Origin of the sequence: Nocardioides lentus (assembly GCF_039529515.1) — a bacterium.
GTDB classification, from domain to species: domain Bacteria; phylum Actinomycetota; class Actinomycetes; order Propionibacteriales; family Nocardioidaceae; genus Nocardioides; species Nocardioides lentus.
Map to the genome: position 1 here is coordinate 283436 of NZ_BAAAMY010000014.1, position 17620 is coordinate 301055.

Here is a 17620-nt window from a genome sequence, read left to right on the forward strand (position 1 = left end):
TGGTCACGCCCGAGCGGCGCTCGGCCCTCGTCGTGCTGCGGCCCGGGGTCCGGGTCGTGCGTCGGGACCGTCGACGGCAGCAGGTCGGGCTCGACGACCTCGCCGTGGTGGTCGTCGACGACCCCGCGACGGACCGCACGCTCGTCGACCTCGCCGCGGGCCGGGCCGTCGTCCGACACGCCGTCGACCCCGGCCTGCTCGCCCGGCTCGAGGAGCGCGGCCTGCTCGTCGACCCGCAGCTCCTCGCGCCGAGCGGGTCCGGCGAGGTGGAGGCGTCGCGGTCCGTGGCGGCGGCCTACGCCGCGCACGGGCCCGAGGCGGCACGACTGCTGGGGCTGCGACGCTCCCGCGCGGTGGTCGTCCACGGGCCCGCGGCCTGGGCCGAGCAGACCCGCCGGCTGGTGGCCCTCTCGGGGATCCAGGCCCGCGCGGGCGTGGCGGCCACGCGTCGGCCCACCCACGACGGCGGGCCGTACGCCCCCGGACCGGGCCGGGGCCGCGCACGGTCCGTCGGTGACGGGCGCACGGCGACCACCGCCGTGCTGCTGCTGTCGGCCGGTGAGCCGCGGCGCGCGGACCTCGATCCGCTGATGCAGGACGGGCGACCCCACCTCGTCGTGGCGACCGTGCAGGGTCGGGTGCGGGTCGGCCCGTTCGTGGTGCCGGGCGTGACCGCCTGCCTGCGCTGCGTCGACGCCCACGCCTCCGAGCAGGACCCCCGTCGTCCCCTGGTGCTGGAGCAGCAGGCGGCGGCCGGGTCGCCGGACCCGGTGGACCCGGTCCTCGGGGCGCTGGCCTCGGCGACGGCCGTGCGGGACCTCGTCGCCTGGGCGCAGGGCGGCCGGCCGGCGTCGTGGTCGGCGACGGCCTGGCTGGGCGACGGCGGGGCGACGGCGGAGCGGGCCTGGTCGCCGCACCCGTGCTGCGGCTGCGGCTGGGGCAACCACCTGCCGCTGTGAGTCCGGGCTCAGAAGTGCTCGGCGTCCAGCTTGCCCTCGAGGGAGCGCAGGTGCTCGCGGGAGCAGACGTCGCAGTAGGCGCGTCGTCGACCGCGCTCGACGGAGGTGGTCCACGTCAGCGCCGCCGCGGCGTCGGCGGCGGTCCGGCCGCACAGGTCGCAGGTCCTCACACCGACGACGGTACGACGCACGACGCCGGCCCGTCGTCGACGGCGACGGGCCGGCGTGGCGTGCTGGTGCTGCTACAGGCTCCGGGCGAGGGCGAGCCTGGCGCGGGCGGCGGCCTCCTCGGCCCGACGCGCGGCGCGCCGGGCACGGAGGTAGCGGACGGCCCGCTGCTGGTCGTGCGCCTCTCCCAGGCGCGCGGACATCTGTGCGCGTGCCAGTTCCTCGTGCATGAGTTGCATGGTGCTGCTCCTGACGGTGGTGACGGTGGTCGCGGTCGACCCCGGGGTCCGGGGGGTCTCGGCGTGGGACGGGACGGTCGGCGTGGTCATGGGTGGTCGGTCTCTCTCACAGGTCGCGGACGACGGCCTCGCGGGCCCGTCGCGCCACCTCGGCGGCACGGCGGTCGTCGCGGCGACGGCGGGTGAGGTCCCGGCTGCGTCGCGACTGCTGGGCGTCGTGGAGCAGGGCCGTGCGGTGCGCACGGGCCAGCGCCTCGGGCTGGTACGTCATGTCGGTCTCGTCTCGGTGCGTGGATGGGTGAGGGGGTCGCCTCGGGGGTGTCTCATCGGGTGCCGGTCAGCTCCTCGGGTCGTCGGGCTAGGCAGCGTCCTTGCGGGGCCGCCCGCGGGGGCGCTTGCGGGGGATCACCGCGCCCTGGAGGAACAGCTCGCCGCCCCAGACGCCCCAGGGCTCGCGGCGCTCCTTCGCCGCCGTCAGGCACAGCTGCTGCACCGGGCAGTCCCGGCACAGGGCCTTCGCGTGCTCGACGTCGGCGGGCAGCTCCGCGAACCACAGCTCGGGGTCCCCGCTGCGGCAGGGCAGCAGCGCCTCGTCGACGTGCTCGGCCGCGTCGTGCAGGTGGCTCAGGCTCACCCCGGTCCCGCCGGGGGGAGCCACGAGTGCGCTCGTCATCTCCGTCACCTCCTCTCCGTGTCTCGTCGGTGGTCGTCTCTCGGGTGGTACGGGCCGGGGAACGACGAAGGCCGCGGATCCCGGTGTTCGGGTTCCGCGGCCTGGAGGCGCCGGTGCTGGGTGTCAGCGATCCGGTGGACTCCAGGCAGGGGTCCCCATCGAGCGGTCGTTCTTGGCGAAGCCGAGGCCGAAGCCGCGGTCGGAGCCGTGGCCGGCGACGGTCGCGGAGGCGACGGACGGGCCGGCCTCGCGGATGCGGGCCTGCGGGCACACGTCACCCTCGGGACGGAGCGGGGTCACGGGCGCGATGGCGCGCTCGGCGTGGGCGAGGACGCGCGGGATGATCGTCGTCGTCGTGCTCATGAGCGGCCACCTCCTCGGGGACCTCGGGCGCCGCCCCCTGGCGGGGGGCGCGATGCGCTGCTGTTCGGGCCCGAGCACGGTACCACCGGGCACAACCGGCGGCGCAAGCGAATTAACGGCCCCGATCCCGCAGCGGTGCGGCGGGCCTCAGCCGACGAGCGCGAGGACCTCGTCGCCGTAGCGCTCGAGCTTGGTGCGACCGACCCCGGTGATGCGCAGCAGCGCCTCGGGCGAGTCGGGCCGGTGCTCGGCGATCAGCTGCAGGGTGGCGTCGGTGAAGACCACGTAGGCGGGCACCTTCTCCTCGCCGGCGCGCTCGACGCGCCAGGCCCGCAGACGCTCGAACAGCGCCTCGTCGTACGACGCGGGGCAGTCCTCGCAGCGCCCGGTCTTGCGGGCGGTCGGCGTGGTCAGCGGCACCCCGCACTCACGGCAGTGCTGGGGCTTGCGGCTGCGGGGACGGCCCCCGGGAGCCGTCCCCGCACCGCCCACGCCCGGGGCGTCCGCGGGCCGCAGACCGTCGAGGAAGCGGGACGGACGACGACTGGTGCGGCCGCCGGGCTGTCGGGCCGCGGCCCAGCTGACCGCGAGGCGGACGCGGGCGCGGGTGATCCCGACGTAGAGCAGACGGCGCTCCTCCTCGATCGCCGCCGGCCCCTCGGCGTAGGTGATCGGCAGCGTGCCGTCCTGGACGCCGCACAGGAACACGGCGTCCCACTCGAGGCCCTTGGCGGCGTGGAGGGTGGCGAGGGTGACGCCCTCGGCCACGGGCGCGTGCTGCTCGGAGGCCCGGCGGTCGAGCTCGTCGACGAAGTCGCCGAGCGTGGCGTCGGGGTGGGCCTCGCGGTGCTCGACGGCCTGGTCGACCAGCGCCTGCAGCGACTCCCAGCGGTCACGCACCTGGCCGCGGGCGGTCGGGGCCTCGGGCGACCAGCCCATGCCGGCGAGGGTGGCGCGCGTGTCGTCGACCAGGTCGTCGCCGACGGCGCCGGAGCGGGCGGTGCCGCGCAGCAGGGTCACGGCCTGGCGGACCTCGCCGCGGTCGAAGAAGCGGGCGGCGCCCCGCACGACGTAGGCCAGCCCGCGCGCCGAGAGCGCCTCCTCGAAGGTCTCCGACTGGGCGTTGATGCGGAACAGGACGGCGATCTCGCGCAGCGGCGTGCCGGCGGCGTGCACGCGGGCGACCTCCTCGGCGACCGCGGCGGCCTCGGCGACCTCGTCGGCGTGGCCGGTCCACGTGACCTCGGGCCCCTCCGGGCGCTGGGCGCGCAGCTCGACGCCGCGGCTCGACGTGCCGGACAGCAGCGTGTTGGCGGCCCCCACCACCTGGGGGGTCGAGCGGTAGTTGCGGACCAGCTCGACGGTGGTGGCGTCGGGGTGCTCGCGGGTGAAGCCGCGCAGGAAGTCGGCGTCGGCGCCCGCGAAGGAGTAGATCGTCTGCGCGGGGTCGCCGACGACGCACAGCTCGTGACGGCCCCCCAGCCACAGCCGCAGCAGCGCGGCCTGCAGCGGGGAGACGTCCTGGTACTCGTCCACGACGAACCACTTGTACTGCGCCCGGACCTGGGCGGCGACCCGCTCGTCGGTGTCGAGCACCGCGGCGGTGAAGAGCAGCACGTCCTCCATGTCCATGCGGGACTGGTCGCGCTTGACCTCCTCGTAGGCGCCGAAGACCCGCGCGACCGTCGCGGCGTCGTGGCCCGACACCGAGCGGCCGCGGGCGCCGGCGACCCGCTCGTAGTCGTCGGGGGCGACGTTGCTGACCTTCGACCACTCGATCTCCGAGGCCAGGTCGCGCAGGCCGGCCTGGTCGAGGCGCAGCCGGCAGCGCCGCGCGGCCAGCGCGAGCATCGCCAGCTTGGACTCGGTCAGCGCGGGCAGCTCGGAGCCGTGGACCCGGGGCCAGAAGTAGCGCAGCTGGCGCAGCGCGGCGGAGTGGAACGTCCGCGCCTGCACCCCCGGGGCACCGAGGGCGCGCAACCGGGTGCGCATCTCGCCGGCGGCGCGGGTGGTGAAGGTGACCGCCAGGACCTCGGTCGGCGCGTACACGCCGGTCGCGACGCCGTGGGCGATCCGGTGGGTGATCGCCCGGGTCTTGCCGGTGCCCGCGCCCGCCAGCACGCGGACGGGACCGCGGAGCGCCTCGGCGACGCGCCGCTGCTCGGGGTCCAGGCCGGCGAGGAGGTCGGACGGCACGCTCACGGGGCGGAACAACTCCTCTGCTGGCACGGTTGTGGCTCTGGACAGCGACACTAGACGGCGAAGGGGACACTCCGAGATGGCCGGTTCGTTCACGATGTACAGCACCCCGTGGTGCGGCTACTGCCACCGGTTGAAGAGCCAGCTCGACCGTGAGGGCATCGGCTTCGACATGGTCGACATCGAGCAGCAGCCCGAGGCGGTGTCGATCGTCGAGGAGGCCAACAACGGCAACCAGACGGTCCCCACGCTGGTCTACTCGGACGGCACCTCGCAGACCAACCCGTCCCTGGCCCAGGTCAAGGAGAAGCTGGCCTCGCTGGCCTGAGCGCCACCGCCCGTCCCGCTGCCCGGCCCGTCACCACGAGCCGGGCAGCGGTGCGCCGTACCAGTGCTCGACCAGCGAGCGGCTGATGGAGATGCCGCCGGGCAGCACCAGCTCGCCCGACGCCGCCTGCTCGGCCATCTCGGCCCGGGTGAACCAGCGGGCGTCCTCGAGCTCGTCGTCCACCCGCACGATCTCGGTCGTCACCGCCTCCGCGAGCATGCCGATCATCAGGCTCGCCGGCAGCGGCCACGGCTGGTTGCCGAAGTACTCCACCTGGCCCACGCGGACGCCGGTCTCCTCCGCCACCTCGCGGCGGACCGTGTCCTCGAGGGTCTCGCCCGGCTCGTAGAAGCCGGCCAGGGTCGAGAACCGGCCCTCGGGCCACGCCGCCTGCCGGCCCAGCAGGCACCGCTCCTCGGCCGAGCCCGGCTCGCCGTGGCGCACGAGCATGATCACGGCGGCGTCGGTGCGCGGGAACTGCCGGCGCCCGCAGCGCGGGCAGGCGAGCTCGTGGCCGGCGGCCTCGAGCTCCAGGCCGGCCCCGCAGCGCGGGCAGAACCGGGTGACGGCGACCCACTCGGCGATCCCCACCGCGTGCAGCACGAGCGGGGCGTCGGGGTGGCCCTCCACCGCGGGGAGCAGCTCGCGCAGCGACGCCCAGGAGCGGTCGTCCTCGGCGACGGCCGAGGGGTCGAGGAGCACGGCGGCGTACGTCGTGCCGTCCCGCTCCCCCAGCAGCACGCGGTGGCCGTCGGGCGCCTCGCCGGGCGCGACCCAGGCGGGCCCGCCGCCCTCGTCCCGACCGGTGCGGCGGGCGCGGCCGCCGGCCACGGCGAGCACGCGGGTGGCGGGGTCCTCCCACCGGGCGTCGAGCCAGGCGCGGTCGCGGCGGTGGACGCCCTGGCGGTCGTGGGGGTCGAGGCTGATGCTCTCGTGCGGGTGGGCCACGTCGGGGGAATCTACGCCCGCTCCGCCGACGACCCGGCGGCGACCAGTCGCTCGAGCTCCGCGCGGCCGGGCAGGTCGGTCGGCTCGAGCAGCCGGCCGGTCCGCACGAAGGCGAACGCGGCGCGCACCCGCTCCGGTGGCACCCCCGCCAGCTCGGCCCAGGCCTCGCGGTAGACCGCGAGCTGCAGCGGGTCGGCGTGCTCGGCGTGACCGGTCTTCCAGTCGACGACCAGGTAGCCGCCGTCGGGCTCGGCGTAGACGGCGTCGATGCGCCCGCGCACGACCTGCCCGCCCAGCACCAGGGCGAAGCCCGCCTCCACCCGGTACGGCGCGCGGTCGGCGAAGGGCCCCGCCTCGAACGCGGCCTGCAGCTCCGCGAGGTCGGCCTCCCCCTCGACCTCGACCAGGTCGCTGTCCGCGCGTCCCGCGAGGTCGTCGGGTCCGAGGAGCTGCTGCTGGCCGACGCGGGCCTCGACCCACGCGTGGAAGCGGGTGCCGAAGCGGGCGGCGCTGGAGGGCCGGCGCGGCATCGGGCGCGCCAGCTCGCGGGCGTACGCCGCCGGGTCCCGGAGGCGGCCCAGCGCGGTCGCGGCGACGCTGCTCGGCAGCGGCACGGCGACCTCGCCCCCGACCTCCCGGGCGGCCTCCCGCACCAGCCGCTCGATCTCGTCGTCCCAGGTGGCGACCTGCTCGGCGTGCAGGACGTCCTCCAGGCCGTCGTCGGCGGTCGGGTCCGCCTCCCGCACCCGACGCGCGGCGTCGCGGCGCCGCTCGACCTCGCCGGTCGTGTGGTGGCCGATCGGCCAGGCCTGGTCGGGGGCCTGGGCGACGGGGTTGGTCTCGCCCCTCTCCGGGCGCTCCTGCCACCGCTCCGGCTGCTCCCCCCAGCCGGCCAGGACCTCCCGGGTCGCCGCCAGGTACGGCGACGGGCCCAGCGGCCCGGCCCGGCCCCCGGTCCAGCAGTGGCCCGAGACGGTGAGCCGGTGCCGCGGGCGCGTCCACGCGACGTAGGCGAGCCGCAGCTCCTCGACGAGGGCCTGCTCCTTGACCGCGGCCAGGAGGGTGGCGATGTCGGCGGGCGCGTGCCCGGCGAGCGACGGCAGGTCGACGGCGTCGCCGCGCAGCGGCAGCGGCAGCGCCTGCGGCACGGTCAGCCAGGTGGACCGGGCGCGCGGGTTGGGGAACTTGTCCTGGCACACCCCGACGAGGAACACCGCGTCCCACTCCAGGCCCTTCGCGCGGTGGACCGTGAGCAGCTTGACCGAGTCGGCCTCGGTGGGCACGGCCACGTCAAGGCCCTGCCCGAAGTCGTCCTCGGCCTCCAGCCAGGCCAGGAGGGCCGGCAGCCCCACGTGGCCGTCGACCGACTGGAAGTCGGCGACGGCCTGCACGAACAGGTCGAGGTTGTCGCGCCGGGCCGCCGCGGCCGGGCTGAGCGAGGAGTCCAGCTCCACGTCGAGGCCGCAGGTGTCGAGGATCCGGCGCAGCAGGTCCATCACCGGCTCCGAGGCCGCCGCCCGGAGGCGTCGGAGCTCGGCCGCCAGCAGGGCGAACCGCTCGCGCGCCTGCGCGCTGTAGTCGAGGTCGCCCGGGTCCTCGAGGGCGTCGCTGAGCGCGGGCAGCTCCGTCGGGTCGGCGCTCGCGACGGCGTCCAGCAGCTCCTCGCGCAGGTCGGCCCGCTGCTCGCCGGGCGCGGTCCGGCCGCCCCCGCGCGCGCCCGCGGGACCCCCGAGCTCGCGGGCCCGGCGCCCGAGCAGCGCCAGGTCCCGAGGGCCGACCGCCCAGCGGGGTCCGCCGAGCAGGGTCAGCAGCGCCGCGTTGGCGGTGACGTCGCCGACCAGGCTCAGGCACGCCACCACCTCGGCGACCTCCGGCAGCCGGAGCAGGCCCTTGAGGCCGACGATCTCGACCGGCACCTCGGCGGCCGAGAGCACGTCGAAGACCGCGGCCGCGGTGGCGTTGTCGCGGGTGAGCACCGCGATCTCGCGCCACGGGGTCGGCTCCCCGTCGGGCCGCCGGGTCGCCCGGGCGGCGTGGACGCGGTCCGCGAGCCACGCCAGCTCGTCGCCGGAGGTCTCGTGCACGGCCAGCCGGACCTCGCCGGGCGCGGCGCCCGGGGCGGGCTCGAGCGGCGCGAGGTCGTTGCGGCCGGCGTACAGGTCGGCGGCCAGGTGGGTGGCGAGCTCGAGGATGCGCGCGTCGGAGCGGCGGTTGACGGTGAGCGGGAATCGGCGCGGCTCGCCGGTCACGGGCGGGAAGTCCCGGGCGAACTCGAGGATGTTCGACACCGAGGCGCCGCGCCAGCCGTAGATCGCCTGGTGGGGGTCGCCGACCGCGGTGACCGGGTGGCCCCGGCCCGCGGCGGCGTCGGGCCCGGAGAACAGCCGCCCGAGCATCCGGGCCTGGGCGACGGAGGTGTCCTGGTACTCGTCGAGCAGGACGACCCGGAAGCGGGACCGCTCCCCGGCCCCGACCTCGGGGCACTCCTCCGCGAGCCGGGCCACGAGCGCGATCTGGTCGGAGAAGTCCATGAGGCCGAGACGTCGCTTGCGCTCGCGGTAGGCCTCGACCAGGTCGAGCAGCTCGGCCCGGCGGTCGACGGCGTGGATCGCGGCGTCGCTCCTGTCGAGGTAGGTCTTGCGGTGCTCGGCGCCCTTGCCCTCCTCCCACCGGACACGCTCGGCGGCGTCCCAGGTGCGCAGGGACGACGGGTCGACGAGGTGCTCGCTCAGCTCGGCGTCGAGGGCCAGCAGGTTCGTCACGACCGTGGCCGGGTGGTCGCTGAGGTGCTCGACGACGCCGGTGTGGTCGGCGACGACGCGCGCGGCCAGCTGGTAGCGCCCGGCGTCGGCGACCAGGCGGGTGTCGGGCTCGTGGCCCACGCGCAGCCCGTGCTCGGTCAGCAGCGCCGAGGCGTAGGCGTGGTAGGTCGAGACGGTCGGCTCCTCCGGCTCGTCCTCCTCGCCCTCCTCCCCCGCGGCACCGGGTGGCCGGGGCGGCGGCACCTCGCCCGCGCGCGGCGCGAGCCCGGCGGCCTGCAGGCTGTCGCGGATCCGCCCGGCCAGCTCGGCGGTCGCCTTCGTCGTGAAGGTGAGCCCGAGGACCTCGCCGGGGCGGACGCGGCCGGTGGCCACCAGCCAGACCACGCGCGCGGCCATGACCGCGGTCTTGCCGGACCCGGCGCCGGCGATGACGACACCGGGCTCGAGGGGGGCGGTGACGGCGGCGAACTGCTGGGCGCTGAAGGTCCAGTCGACGCCGAGCAGGTCGCGCAGCTGCTCGGGGGTGTCCACGACGGCGGCGCCGCCCGTCGGGGCGCCGGCGGGCCCGGGGTGGTCGGTGAGGGTCACGACAGCACGCTCCCGGAGGTCTTGTCGGGGCAGGTCGCCCAGAAGGCGCAGCGGTCGCAGTGCTTGCCGGGCCGGGCGGGGAAGTCCTCGGTGCGCAGGGCGCGCACGGCGAGGGCGAGCTGGTCGTGCACAGGACGGGGGCCGTCGCCGGTCGGGGCGGCCTGCGCCTGCACCTTCGGCAGCTCCCCGCCCTTGCGCAGCTGCACGAGCTCCGCGCCGCCGGGCTCGCCGGGTCGCCCCAGCGCCTCGTCGGCGGCGCCGTGCTCGACCGCGAGCTGGTAGAGCCCCAGCTGGGGGTTCTCGGGCAGGCTCTTGTCGGTCGGCGGGTACTTCCCGGTCTTGAGGTCCACCACCACCACGCGGCCGGCCTCGTCGACCTCGAGGCGGTCGGCGTAGCCGTGCAGGCGGACCGCGGACCCGTCGGGAAGCTCGACGACCACCGACAGCCGCGGCTCGGTGGCGAGCACCCGCCGGGCCCCGGGCGTGCGCGCCCAGGTCACGAACCGCTCGAGGGCTGAGCGAACCTCGGCACGCTCCCGGCCCCCCGACCAGGGCGTGCGGAACTGCATCCGCGACCAGACCTCGTCGACCAGCGGCATGAGGTCGCGCTCGACGTCGACGTGGGCGACGTCGAGGTCCGCGTCGGGGCCGGCCAGCCGCTCGGCGATGCCGTGCACGACCTGGCCGAAGCCCTGGCTCGCGGTGCTGACCTCCTCGCCGCCCGCCTCTCGGGCCTGGAACCACTGCGCCGGGCAGGTCAGCAGGCCCTCGAGGGTGCTCGCCGAGACCACGACGGGCTCGTCGGCGGGTCGCACCGGCACGTCGGAGCGCGACGGCTCCCGCAGCCCCCACCAGGTGGCCGGGTCGGCCGCCGGGGCGACCGGCCGGCCGGCGACGTCGGTGGCGGCCAGACGCGCGAGGCGCCGGGCCGCGGCGTCCCGCAGCGGCTCGGGCGCGTCGGGGTCCGCGACCGTGCGGCGCAGCTCGGCCACCAGGCCGGGCAGCGACAGCGGGCGGCGGGGGCGACCGACCCGGTGCTCGGGGGTCGCGCCGAGCTCGCCGGTGAACCGCGACGGCTGCTCGCCGTCCTCGTCGGGCGAGGCGACCGCGGTCACGACCAGACGCTGCCGGGCACGCGTCACCGCGACGTAGAACAGCCGCCGCTCCTCGGCGAGCACGGCCCCACGGGTGCGGGGCGGCACGAGGCCCGCGCCCGGGGCCCCGAGGCGGTCGGCGTGCAGCAGGGTGTCGCGGCGCCGCAGGTCGGGCCAGGCGCCCTCCTGCACGTGGGCCACGACGACGAGGCGCCACTCCAGGCCCTTGGACCGGTGCGCGGTCAGCAGCCGGACGGCGTCGCCCCGGACGCCGCGCTCGGCCAGCGTGTCCGCGGGGATGCGCTGGGCGCGCAGGGTCGCGACGAAGTCGGGCACGCCCGCGTGCCCGCCGCCCTGCTCCTCGGCGCGGGCCGCGGCCTCGAACAGCGCGCAGATCGCGTCGAGGTCGCGGTGGGCGCGACGGGCACCGGCACCCCCGGACTCGGTCGCCCGGCGCAGCCGGCGCCCCCAGTCCGAGCCGTCCCACAGCGCCCAGAGGGTCTCCTCGGCACTCGCGCCGCCCTCCAGGTCGGCGCGGGCCCCCGCGAGCAGCCGGGAGAGCCGGCCCGCGCGACGGGCGGGCTCACCGGCCACGCCGTCGAGGACGCCCGGCTCGGCGACGACGGCCCGCACGAGGGCGGCGCCGGGCTCCCCCTCGCCGTGGCCGGCGGCGCGCAGGGCCCGCACCAGGGCGCGGAGGTCGGTCGCGTCCAGCCCTCCGAGGGGGGAGGTGAGCAGGTCCTCCGCCAGGCGGCGCCCCTCCTCGCCGGCCTCGGGCCCCACCAGCGCGGGGTCGGCGACCACCGAGAGGGCGGTCAGCAGCGGGGCGACCGCCGGCTCGGCGACCAGCGGCGTCTCGTCGGAGGCCACCTCGACGGGGACCCCGGCCGCCGTCAGGGACCGGCGCAGCCCCGGGATGCTGGCGCGGCCCGAGCGCACCAGGACCGCCATCTGCGACCAGGGCACGTCGTCCTCGAGGTGCGCGCGCCGCAGCAGGTCGGCGAGGTGCTCGGCCTCGGCGCGCGCGGTGTCGAAGGTCCGGACCTCGACCCGGCCCGGGCCCAGGTCGTGCGCGACCGACTCGGGGTGGCGGAAGGCCTCCCGCGCCCCCGCCGGGATCGCCCCGGCGATGCCGATGCGGTCGGCGACGCCGCGCGAGGCCCGGAGCAGCCGCGACCCGAAGCGTCGCGTGGTGCCGAGCGCGACGACGTCGGCCCGCTCCCCCGCACGGGTGCGGAAGGCGTCGGGGAACTCGAGGATCCCGCGCACCTCGGCCCCCCGGAAGCCGTAGATCGACTGGTCCGGGTCGCCGACGACGACGAGGTCACGGCCGTCGCCCGCGATCGCGCGCAGCAGCGAGACCTGGGCGGGGTCGGTGTCCTGGTACTCGTCGACGAAGACGTGGCGCAGGCTCGCGCGCAGCTCGTCGCGGTGCTCCTCGGCCACCGCGACCGCCTGGCGGACGATCTCCGCGTGGTCCAGCACGCCCCGCAGGGCCAGCACGTCGAGGTACTGCTGCATGAACAGCCCGGCGGCCTCGAGGGCGGGGAGCTGCTCGCGGCGGCCGAGGTCGAGGAGGTCGGCGGGGTCGAGCTCGCGCTCGCGGGCCCGCCCCAGCACCGCCTGCAGCTCGCGGGCGAAACCGCGCGTGGCGAGGGCGGGGCGCAGGTGGGACGGCCACCGCACCGACTCGGGATGGTCGGCCAGCAGGTCGGCCAGCACGGCGTCCTGCTCGGGGGCGGACAGCAGCCGCAGGGGCTCGGCGTACAGCTCGGCGGGCTGGAAGCGCCGCACCAGCCCGTAGGCGAAGGAGTGGAAGGTGCTCGCGAGCGGTGTCGCCGTCGTCCCGCCGAGCCGGGCCTGGACCCGGTCGCGCAGCTGCTGGGCGGCGACCCGGGAGAAGGTCAGGGCCAGCACCTCCTCGGGCCGGGCGCCGCGCCCACGGACCCGCTCGACGACGGCCTCGACCATCGTCGTCGTCTTGCCCGTGCCCGGCCCGGCGAGCACGAGCAGCGGACCGCCCGGGTGCTCGACGACCCGGCGCTGGGCGGCGTCGAGCGCCGGCACCGCCGGCGCGGCCGGCGGCGCCTCGAGGCGGTACGCCGGGGCGGCGTCGTGGGCCGTCGGCGGGGCGGTGGACGAGGACACGGCTCCACCCAACCAGCCCCCACCGACACCGGTGCCGACCCCGGTGCGCGGCTCCGCCCGGGGCCTACCCTCGGGGTGTGGACCCGACCGGCCCGTCCCGCCCCGGGCACCCGTACGACGAGGGGCGGGCCCCGCGCCGCGCGTGGCCGCGCCGGGTCCGGCTCCTCACGACCGCGGTCGTCGTCGTCGGTCTGCTGGCGACCGCCTGGGGCGCCCTGTACTGGCGCAACCTCTCCCTCGCGGACGTCCCCGGCGAGCCGCGGCGCTGGGCGGACCGGACCACGCTGACGGTGACCCGCGTCGACGGGGGGTGCGACCACCTCCGCGGCCGCTACCGGCAGCCGGAGGACCGCTGCCCCGCGACCTGGGAGGCGACCGACGGCACCCGCGTCGACGGGCTGGTGAGCGACGGCTTCGGCAGCACGATGCCGGCCGTCGGCGAGACCGTCGTCGCCCGCCCGACCACCACCGACGGCGACACCCTGGTCGTGTCGACGCGCTTCGGCGGACCCCTCGCCGCCCGTCACGCCTCCCCCGCGCAGTCCGCGAGCGACCCCCTGATCGGGCTCGGTGTCGGGTTCGTGCTGATGTCCCCGGTCCTCGGCGGTCTGCTGTGGTGGAACCGCCGGCTGCGACGCCGGGCGGTCAGCGCCCCCCGGCCACCCGCAACGTCGTCCCGGTGACGTAGCCCGCGTCGTCGCTCATCAGCCACGCCACCGCGGCCGCGACCTCCTCGGGCTCGCCCGCGCGGCCCAGCGCGACGGCGTCCCCGATCCGGTCCAGCCGACCCGGGTCGCCGGCGTCGGCGTGGATCCGGGTGCGGATGGCGCCGGGCGCGACCCCGACGACCCGGACGCCCTGCGGGCCCACCTCCTGGGCGAGACCCAGCGTCAGGGCGTCGACCCCCGCCTTGGCCGCCGCGTAGTGCACGTAGTCGCCCGGCGAGCCGAGGGTGGCGGCCCCCGAGCCGATGGTGACCAGCACCCCGCCGGACCCGCCGTACGCGGTCGACATGGTGCGCACGGCCGCGCGCGCCACGAGGATCGCGGCGGTGAGGTTGACGTCGACGACCCGCCGCACGACGTCGGGGTCGACCTCGGCCAGCGGGCCGACCGGACCGGTGAGGCCGGCGTTGCTGACGACCCCGGTGGGCACGCCGGGCAGCGCGGCGAAGAGCGCCTCGACCGCACCCGGGTCGGTCAGGTCCCCACGCCACAGGTGGCAGGCGTGGCCCCGGGCCTCGACCCGGGTCCGCAGCGCTGCGGCGGCCCCGTCGTCGGCGCGGTGCGCCAGCACCAGGTCGTGGCCCTCCTCCGCCAGCCGCAGCGCGACGGCGGCCCCGATCCCGCGGGTCCCGCCCGTGACGAGCGTCAGCATCAGGCGTGGACGGGGCGCTCGTTGTAGACGCCGGCCGGCTCCTGGCCGGTCAGGTCGCCGACGGCGGTCATCACGCGGTCGGTGACCTCGCGCCGGGCGCGACCGAGAGGCACCCCGTCGTAGCGGCCGGCCACGTGGATCGGCGGCCCGAAGCGGACCGTCACGTCGACGAGCCGCGGCAGCCGCGCCCCGACGGGCTGCAGCCGCTCCGTGCCGGCGAGGCCGACGGGGACGATCGGCACGCCCGCGGTCAGCGCGAGGTGCGCGACCCCGGTGCGCCCGCGGTAGAGCCGTCCGTCACGCGACCGGGTGCCCTCGGGGTAGATGCCGAAGGCCTCCCCGCGCCCGAGCACCTCCAGGGCCACCTGGAGGCTGTCGAGCGCGGCCCGGGAGTCGTCGCGGTCGACGGGCAGCATCCCGAGGCCGGTGAACCAGGCACGCGACAGCGCGCCGCGCATCCCCGTGCCGGTGAAGTAGTCGGACTTCGCGAGGAACACGACCTTGCGCGGCACCACGATGGGGATGACGAGGCTGTCGGCGAAGCTGAGGTGGTTGCTGGCCAGGAGGACGCCGCCGGTCGCCGGCACGTGCTCGAGACCCGTCACCTCCGGGCGCCAGACGGCCTTGGCGACCGGGGGCACCACGGCGTGCAGCGCTCGGTACATCACGCCCCGCAGTATGGCCCACGCCACGCCCGCCCCGACCCGGTCCGTCCCGCGTCGGACACGTGCGGCGGGACGCGCTCAGGTCGGGTCGTCGGGGTCCCAGAAGGCCTCGGGCAGGTCCACGCGACCCGACGGCCGCAGCGGGGTGCCCTCCTCGCGGTACGACGCGAGCGCCTCGCCGGTGTGGCTGGGCGGCAGCGACCCGTCGGCGCGGACCACGCGCCACCACGGCACCGGTCCGCCCCACGCGGACAGCACGTTGCCGACGCGGCGGGGACCGTGGGAGCCGAGGTGGGCGGCGATCGCGCCGTACGTCGTGACCCGGCCGGCCGGGACCCGCTCGACGCACGCCAGCACCAGCTCGACGTACTCCTCGGTGTCGGGGCGGTCCACCCGCCCGATGCTAGGAGGCCCGGTGGCCGCCCCGACCGGGCGGCCCGGACCGGACGGGCCGTGACCGGGCTCAGCCCAGCGGCGTGGCGCGGAAGGGCTCCGTGCCCGGCACCAGCCGCAGCCCGGGGATCCGGGAGGTGCGCTGCGCGAAGTCGAGCTCGCGGGCGAGCGAGCCGACGCCGTTGGAGGCGGGCAGCGGGGCGAGGGCCACGGTCGACAGGGTGCCGACGGCCCGGCCGCGACCGTCCATCAGCCCGCTGCCGGAGTCGCCCGGGATGCCCGGGGTCAGCGTGTAGGCGTCGAAGCCCCAGCCGCCGTGGGTCGACCCGAGCGAGGCCCCGACCTTGGGCGAGAGCACCGCCGACGGCCGGGCCGACGACGAGCCGTAGCTGACGAGCGTCGCGCCGGCGGCCGGCACGCCCCCGCGCCCGACCGGGCCGCCGAAGAACGGCACGGACGGGTTGACCTTCCGCTCGTGTGCGGTGCCGACCCGCACGAGCGCGAAGTCGTTGGCGGCGCACGGGTTGGCGGCGGTGGTGCCGCGCTCGCCCATGGTCAGCCACGAGCTGTACGCCAGGCGGCCTCGGCCCAGGGTCTCGCCGGCACCGGCGAGCGTGCCGCCGCGCGCGAAGCGCACCGGCGTGCCCAGGGGCAGCGACCCGGCCTCGCAGCCGTTCGTGTCGGTCGCCTCGCCGAGGCCGGCGCAGTGGGCGGCGTAGCCGACGTACACGCGGTCCCGGGCGTCGGTGAACACGAAGTTGGCCGTGCACTGGGCGCCCGCCGTGTACATCTGGACGCCGGGAGTGATCGTCGCCCGGCCGACCGGGGCCCAGCGCCCGGCCTCGGCGGAGGCCGCGCCGGTGGCGGCCTCGCCGGGCGCCGGGGCCACCAGCGCCGCGACGACCGCGGCGAGGACGACGAGGCCGGACAGGGTGGCGGCGGCGACCGCGTCGCGCACGATGCTCATGTGGGGCGAACGATCCACCCCGTCCGGGGTCACGCGGGTCAGAGCACCGGCGAGAACGGCTCGGTGCCCTCGACCAGCCTCAGGCCGCCGATGCCCGAGCTCGCCTGGGCGTAGGCGAGCTCGCGGCCGAGGTCGCCGATGTTGTTCGACGCGGGCAGCGGGGCCAGGCCGAGGGTCGACAGCGTCCCGATCGCGCGGCCGTCCGCGTCGACGAAGGCGCTGCCGGAGTCACCGGGGACGCCGGGGGTCACGGTGTAGAGCGGGTGGGTCCAGCCGTCGGCGTCCGCCGGGTCGCCCAGCGCGAGACCGGTCTTGGGCGAGAGCACCTCGAGGCCCGCGCGGAGGCTCGAGTTGCCGTAGCTGTAGACCCGCTCGCCGGCCGCGACGCCGTCGCCGTCCACGCCCGTCGGGCCGCCCCAGAACGGGATGGAGGGGTTGACCTTCCCGGCGTCGGCGGGGTCGACCCGCACGAGCGCGAAGTCGTTGTAGGCGCACGCGTTGGCATCGGTCTCACCGGCGCGATCCATGGCCTGCCAGCTGCTGTAGACCAGCTCGCCGCCCCCGACGCGGGTGCCCTCGGAGACCAGGGAGCCGCCCTCCGTGAAGTCGACCCGGGTGCCGAGGGGCAGCGACGCCGCCTCGCAGCCGTCGGTGTCGGTGGCCGCCCCGGTGCCCGCGCAGTGCGCGGCGTAGCCCACGTAGGTGGCGCCCGCGTCGTCGGTGAACACGAAGTTGCCGGTGCACTGGGCGCCCTCGGTGTACATCTGCACGCCGGGGTGGATCGCGGCGTCGGCGGCGGGCGCCCACTCGCTGCGGGGGGCCGCCTGCGCCGGGGCGGCGGCGGCGAGCGCGGCGGCGGGGCCGAGCGCCAGGACGGCGGTGGCGGCGGCGACGGACGACGAGGTGCGGCGGACGGTCATGCGGGTTCCCTCCCGGGGTCGGGCCCGGGTGGCCCCCGGGCTCGCAGGGATGAACGAGCGGACGTGGCCCGGGTCACGCCCGGGCCACGTCCGGGCCCGTCGCCGGGCCGTGGCCCGGGCGTCGGCGCCGCGGCGCGCCCCGGACCTCAGCAGCTCCCGCCGGAGCGTGACGACAGGGCGCCGCCGCCGGTGACCTTCCGGCCGCCGTCGAGCGGGAAGCCGCGCTGCCAGTCCGAGACCATCAGCGTCTGGTCCATCTGCTGCTCCGAGCTCCCGATCATCCGGAAGCGCAGGGTGCGCGGGACGTCGGAGATGGCGCGTCGGTCGCGCACGGTGCCGATCGGCCGGCCGGCGAGGAACCAGGTGATGTGGCTCGGTGTGACCTCGACCGCGAACGCCGGGGCCGTGTACTGGGTGTTGCCGACGGGGTTCGTGCCGCTCCAGCGACGGTCCGCGGTGCTGACCCCGAAGCCGAGCCGGCGCGTGCTCGTCGAGATGGAGGCGATGGTGATGACGTCGTCGGTGCAGGTCCCGGGAGCGGCGGACGCGGGCACCAGCTCCGCCACGATCCGGTAGGCCCCGCGGCCGGACTCCGAGGAGCGGGCCCGCATGCGGGCCTCCCACCGGCCGTAGGTGCGGGCGTTGCCGCGCAGTGTCGCGGCCGTCGAGCCGCGGTCGTCGCCACCGGGGCCGCGGACGCGGCCGCTCTCGAGGGCGAGCGCACCGTTCAGGGTGGAGACCCGGCCGGTGCCGCTGCTCCAGTCCTCCCAGCGACCCTGACGACGCGCCCCCTTCGGGGGCGGCGTGCCCAGCGACTGCCCCTCCTCCC

The 17620-nt window shown here is 77.2% G+C and carries 18 protein-coding genes; 3 read left to right on the top strand and 15 right to left on the bottom strand.

The window, feature by feature from the left end:
* The coding region (locus ABD158_RS18705; RefSeq protein WP_344009426.1) for a hypothetical protein at positions 1 to 959 on the top strand (959 nt) is incomplete at its 5' end.
* 8 nt (positions 960 to 967) lie between these two features.
* Here the strand turns inward: ABD158_RS18705 and ABD158_RS18710 are convergent.
* From ABD158_RS18710 to ABD158_RS18735, 6 genes are all read right to left on the bottom strand, one after another.
* Positions 968 to 1129 (bottom strand): hypothetical protein, encoded by a 162-nt coding sequence (locus ABD158_RS18710; protein ID WP_344009428.1) that lies wholly within the window; start codon positions 1127 to 1129, stop codon positions 968 to 970.
* A gap of 72 nt (positions 1130 to 1201) precedes the next feature.
* Positions 1202 to 1357 (bottom strand): hypothetical protein, encoded by a 156-nt coding sequence (locus ABD158_RS18715; RefSeq protein ID WP_344009430.1) that lies wholly within the window; start codon positions 1355 to 1357, stop codon positions 1202 to 1204.
* A 115-nt stretch (positions 1358 to 1472) separates the two neighbouring features.
* The gene (locus ABD158_RS18720; protein ID WP_344009431.1) at positions 1473 to 1637 is read right to left on the bottom strand and encodes a hypothetical protein; all 165 of its coding nucleotides are present in this window, start codon (positions 1635 to 1637) and stop codon (positions 1473 to 1475) included.
* An 87-nt stretch (positions 1638 to 1724) separates the two neighbouring features.
* Positions 1725 to 2039 (bottom strand): WhiB family transcriptional regulator, encoded by a 315-nt coding sequence (locus ABD158_RS18725; protein ID WP_344009433.1) that lies wholly within the window; start codon positions 2037 to 2039, stop codon positions 1725 to 1727.
* 123 nt (positions 2040 to 2162) lie between these two features.
* Positions 2163 to 2402 (bottom strand): hypothetical protein, encoded by a 240-nt coding sequence (locus ABD158_RS18730; protein ID WP_344009435.1) that lies wholly within the window; start codon positions 2400 to 2402, stop codon positions 2163 to 2165.
* A 147-nt stretch (positions 2403 to 2549) separates the two neighbouring features.
* Positions 2550 to 4604, bottom strand: a complete 2055-nt coding sequence (locus tag ABD158_RS18735; RefSeq protein WP_344009437.1) for an ATP-dependent DNA helicase UvrD2 — start codon at positions 4602 to 4604, stop codon at positions 2550 to 2552.
* 76 nt (positions 4605 to 4680) lie between these two features.
* Between ABD158_RS18735 and ABD158_RS18740 the strand changes: the two genes are divergently transcribed.
* A complete protein-coding gene (locus ABD158_RS18740; protein ID WP_344009439.1) occupies positions 4681 to 4929 on the top strand; it encodes a mycoredoxin in 249 nt (82 codons plus the stop codon).
* Positions 4930 to 4959: 30 nt separating this feature from the next.
* Here ABD158_RS18740 and nudC read toward each other — a convergent pair whose 3' ends face one another.
* The 3 genes from nudC to ABD158_RS18755 are packed head-to-tail and all read right to left on the bottom strand — an operon-like array spanning position 4960 to position 12469.
* The gene (gene nudC / locus ABD158_RS18745) at positions 4960 to 5877 is read right to left on the bottom strand and encodes an NAD(+) diphosphatase (protein WP_344009441.1); all 918 of its coding nucleotides are present in this window, start codon (positions 5875 to 5877) and stop codon (positions 4960 to 4962) included.
* Between the two features lie 11 nt (positions 5878 to 5888).
* Positions 5889 to 9227: an ATP-dependent helicase gene (locus ABD158_RS18750; RefSeq protein ID WP_344009443.1), complete on the bottom strand. Its 3339-nt coding sequence runs from the start codon at positions 9225 to 9227 to the stop codon at positions 5889 to 5891.
* Positions 9224 to 12469, bottom strand: a complete 3246-nt coding sequence (locus ABD158_RS18755; RefSeq protein WP_344009445.1) for an ATP-dependent helicase — start codon at positions 12467 to 12469, stop codon at positions 9224 to 9226. Before ABD158_RS18755 ends, ABD158_RS18750 begins: the two co-directional genes overlap by 4 nt.
* Before the next feature lie 77 nt (positions 12470 to 12546).
* Here ABD158_RS18755 and ABD158_RS18760 point away from each other — a divergent pair, with 77 nt between their 5' ends.
* Positions 12547 to 13152 carry a hypothetical protein gene (locus ABD158_RS18760; protein WP_344009447.1) on the top strand — a complete coding sequence of 202 codons (606 nt, stop codon included), beginning with the start codon at positions 12547 to 12549 and terminating at the stop codon, positions 13150 to 13152.
* On the opposite strand, the gene ABD158_RS18765 is transcribed toward ABD158_RS18760, so the two are convergent.
* The 6 genes from ABD158_RS18765 to ABD158_RS18790 all read right to left on the bottom strand — a co-directional run.
* Positions 13115 to 13846 (bottom strand): SDR family oxidoreductase, encoded by a 732-nt coding sequence (locus ABD158_RS18765; RefSeq protein WP_344009449.1) that lies wholly within the window; start codon positions 13844 to 13846, stop codon positions 13115 to 13117. The genes ABD158_RS18760 and ABD158_RS18765 overlap by 38 nt on opposite strands.
* Positions 13846 to 14511: a lysophospholipid acyltransferase family protein gene (locus ABD158_RS18770; RefSeq protein WP_344009471.1), complete on the bottom strand. Its 666-nt coding sequence runs from the start codon at positions 14509 to 14511 to the stop codon at positions 13846 to 13848. The genes ABD158_RS18765 and ABD158_RS18770 overlap by 1 nt, the downstream gene beginning before the upstream one ends.
* 78 nt (positions 14512 to 14589) lie before the next feature.
* A complete protein-coding gene (locus tag ABD158_RS18775; RefSeq protein ID WP_344009451.1) occupies positions 14590 to 14904 on the bottom strand; it encodes an MGMT family protein in 315 nt (104 codons plus the stop codon).
* Between the two features lie 70 nt (positions 14905 to 14974).
* The gene (locus ABD158_RS18780) at positions 14975 to 15871 is read right to left on the bottom strand and encodes a hypothetical protein (protein ID WP_344009453.1); all 897 of its coding nucleotides are present in this window, start codon (positions 15869 to 15871) and stop codon (positions 14975 to 14977) included.
* Between the two features lie 38 nt (positions 15872 to 15909).
* Positions 15910 to 16791, bottom strand: a complete 882-nt coding sequence (locus ABD158_RS18785; protein ID WP_344009455.1) for a S1 family serine peptidase — start codon at positions 16789 to 16791, stop codon at positions 15910 to 15912.
* Positions 16792 to 16937: 146 nt separating this feature from the next.
* Positions 16938 to 17620, bottom strand: a 683-nt coding sequence (locus tag ABD158_RS18790) for a hypothetical protein (protein WP_344009457.1), incomplete at its 5' end; no start/stop codon positions are given.

Excerpts from the sequence above, each read along its gene's own strand:
- ABD158_RS18715 (WP_344009430.1), bottom strand. The coding sequence starts at position 1,357 with ATGCACGAGGAACTGGCACGCGCACAGATGTCCGCGCGCCTGGGAGAG.
- ABD158_RS18720 (WP_344009431.1), bottom strand. The coding sequence starts at position 1,637 with ATGACGTACCAGCCCGAGGCGCTGGCCCGTGCGCACCGCACGGCCCTG.
- ABD158_RS18725 (WP_344009433.1), bottom strand. The coding sequence starts at position 2,039 with ATGACGAGCGCACTCGTGGCTCCCCCCGGCGGGACCGGGGTGAGCCTG.
- ABD158_RS18730 (WP_344009435.1), bottom strand. The coding sequence starts at position 2,402 with ATGAGCACGACGACGACGATCATCCCGCGCGTCCTCGCCCACGCCGAG.
- ABD158_RS18740 (WP_344009439.1), top strand. The coding sequence starts at position 4,681 with ATGGCCGGTTCGTTCACGATGTACAGCACCCCGTGGTGCGGCTACTGC.
- ABD158_RS18765 (WP_344009449.1), bottom strand. The coding sequence starts at position 13,846 with ATGCTGACGCTCGTCACGGGCGGGACCCGCGGGATCGGGGCCGCCGTC.
- ABD158_RS18770 (WP_344009471.1), bottom strand. The coding sequence starts at position 14,511 with ATGTACCGAGCGCTGCACGCCGTGGTGCCCCCGGTCGCCAAGGCCGTC.
- ABD158_RS18780 (WP_344009453.1), bottom strand. The coding sequence starts at position 15,871 with ATGAGCATCGTGCGCGACGCGGTCGCCGCCGCCACCCTGTCCGGCCTC.
- ABD158_RS18785 (WP_344009455.1), bottom strand. The coding sequence starts at position 16,791 with ATGACCGTCCGCCGCACCTCGTCGTCCGTCGCCGCCGCCACCGCCGTC.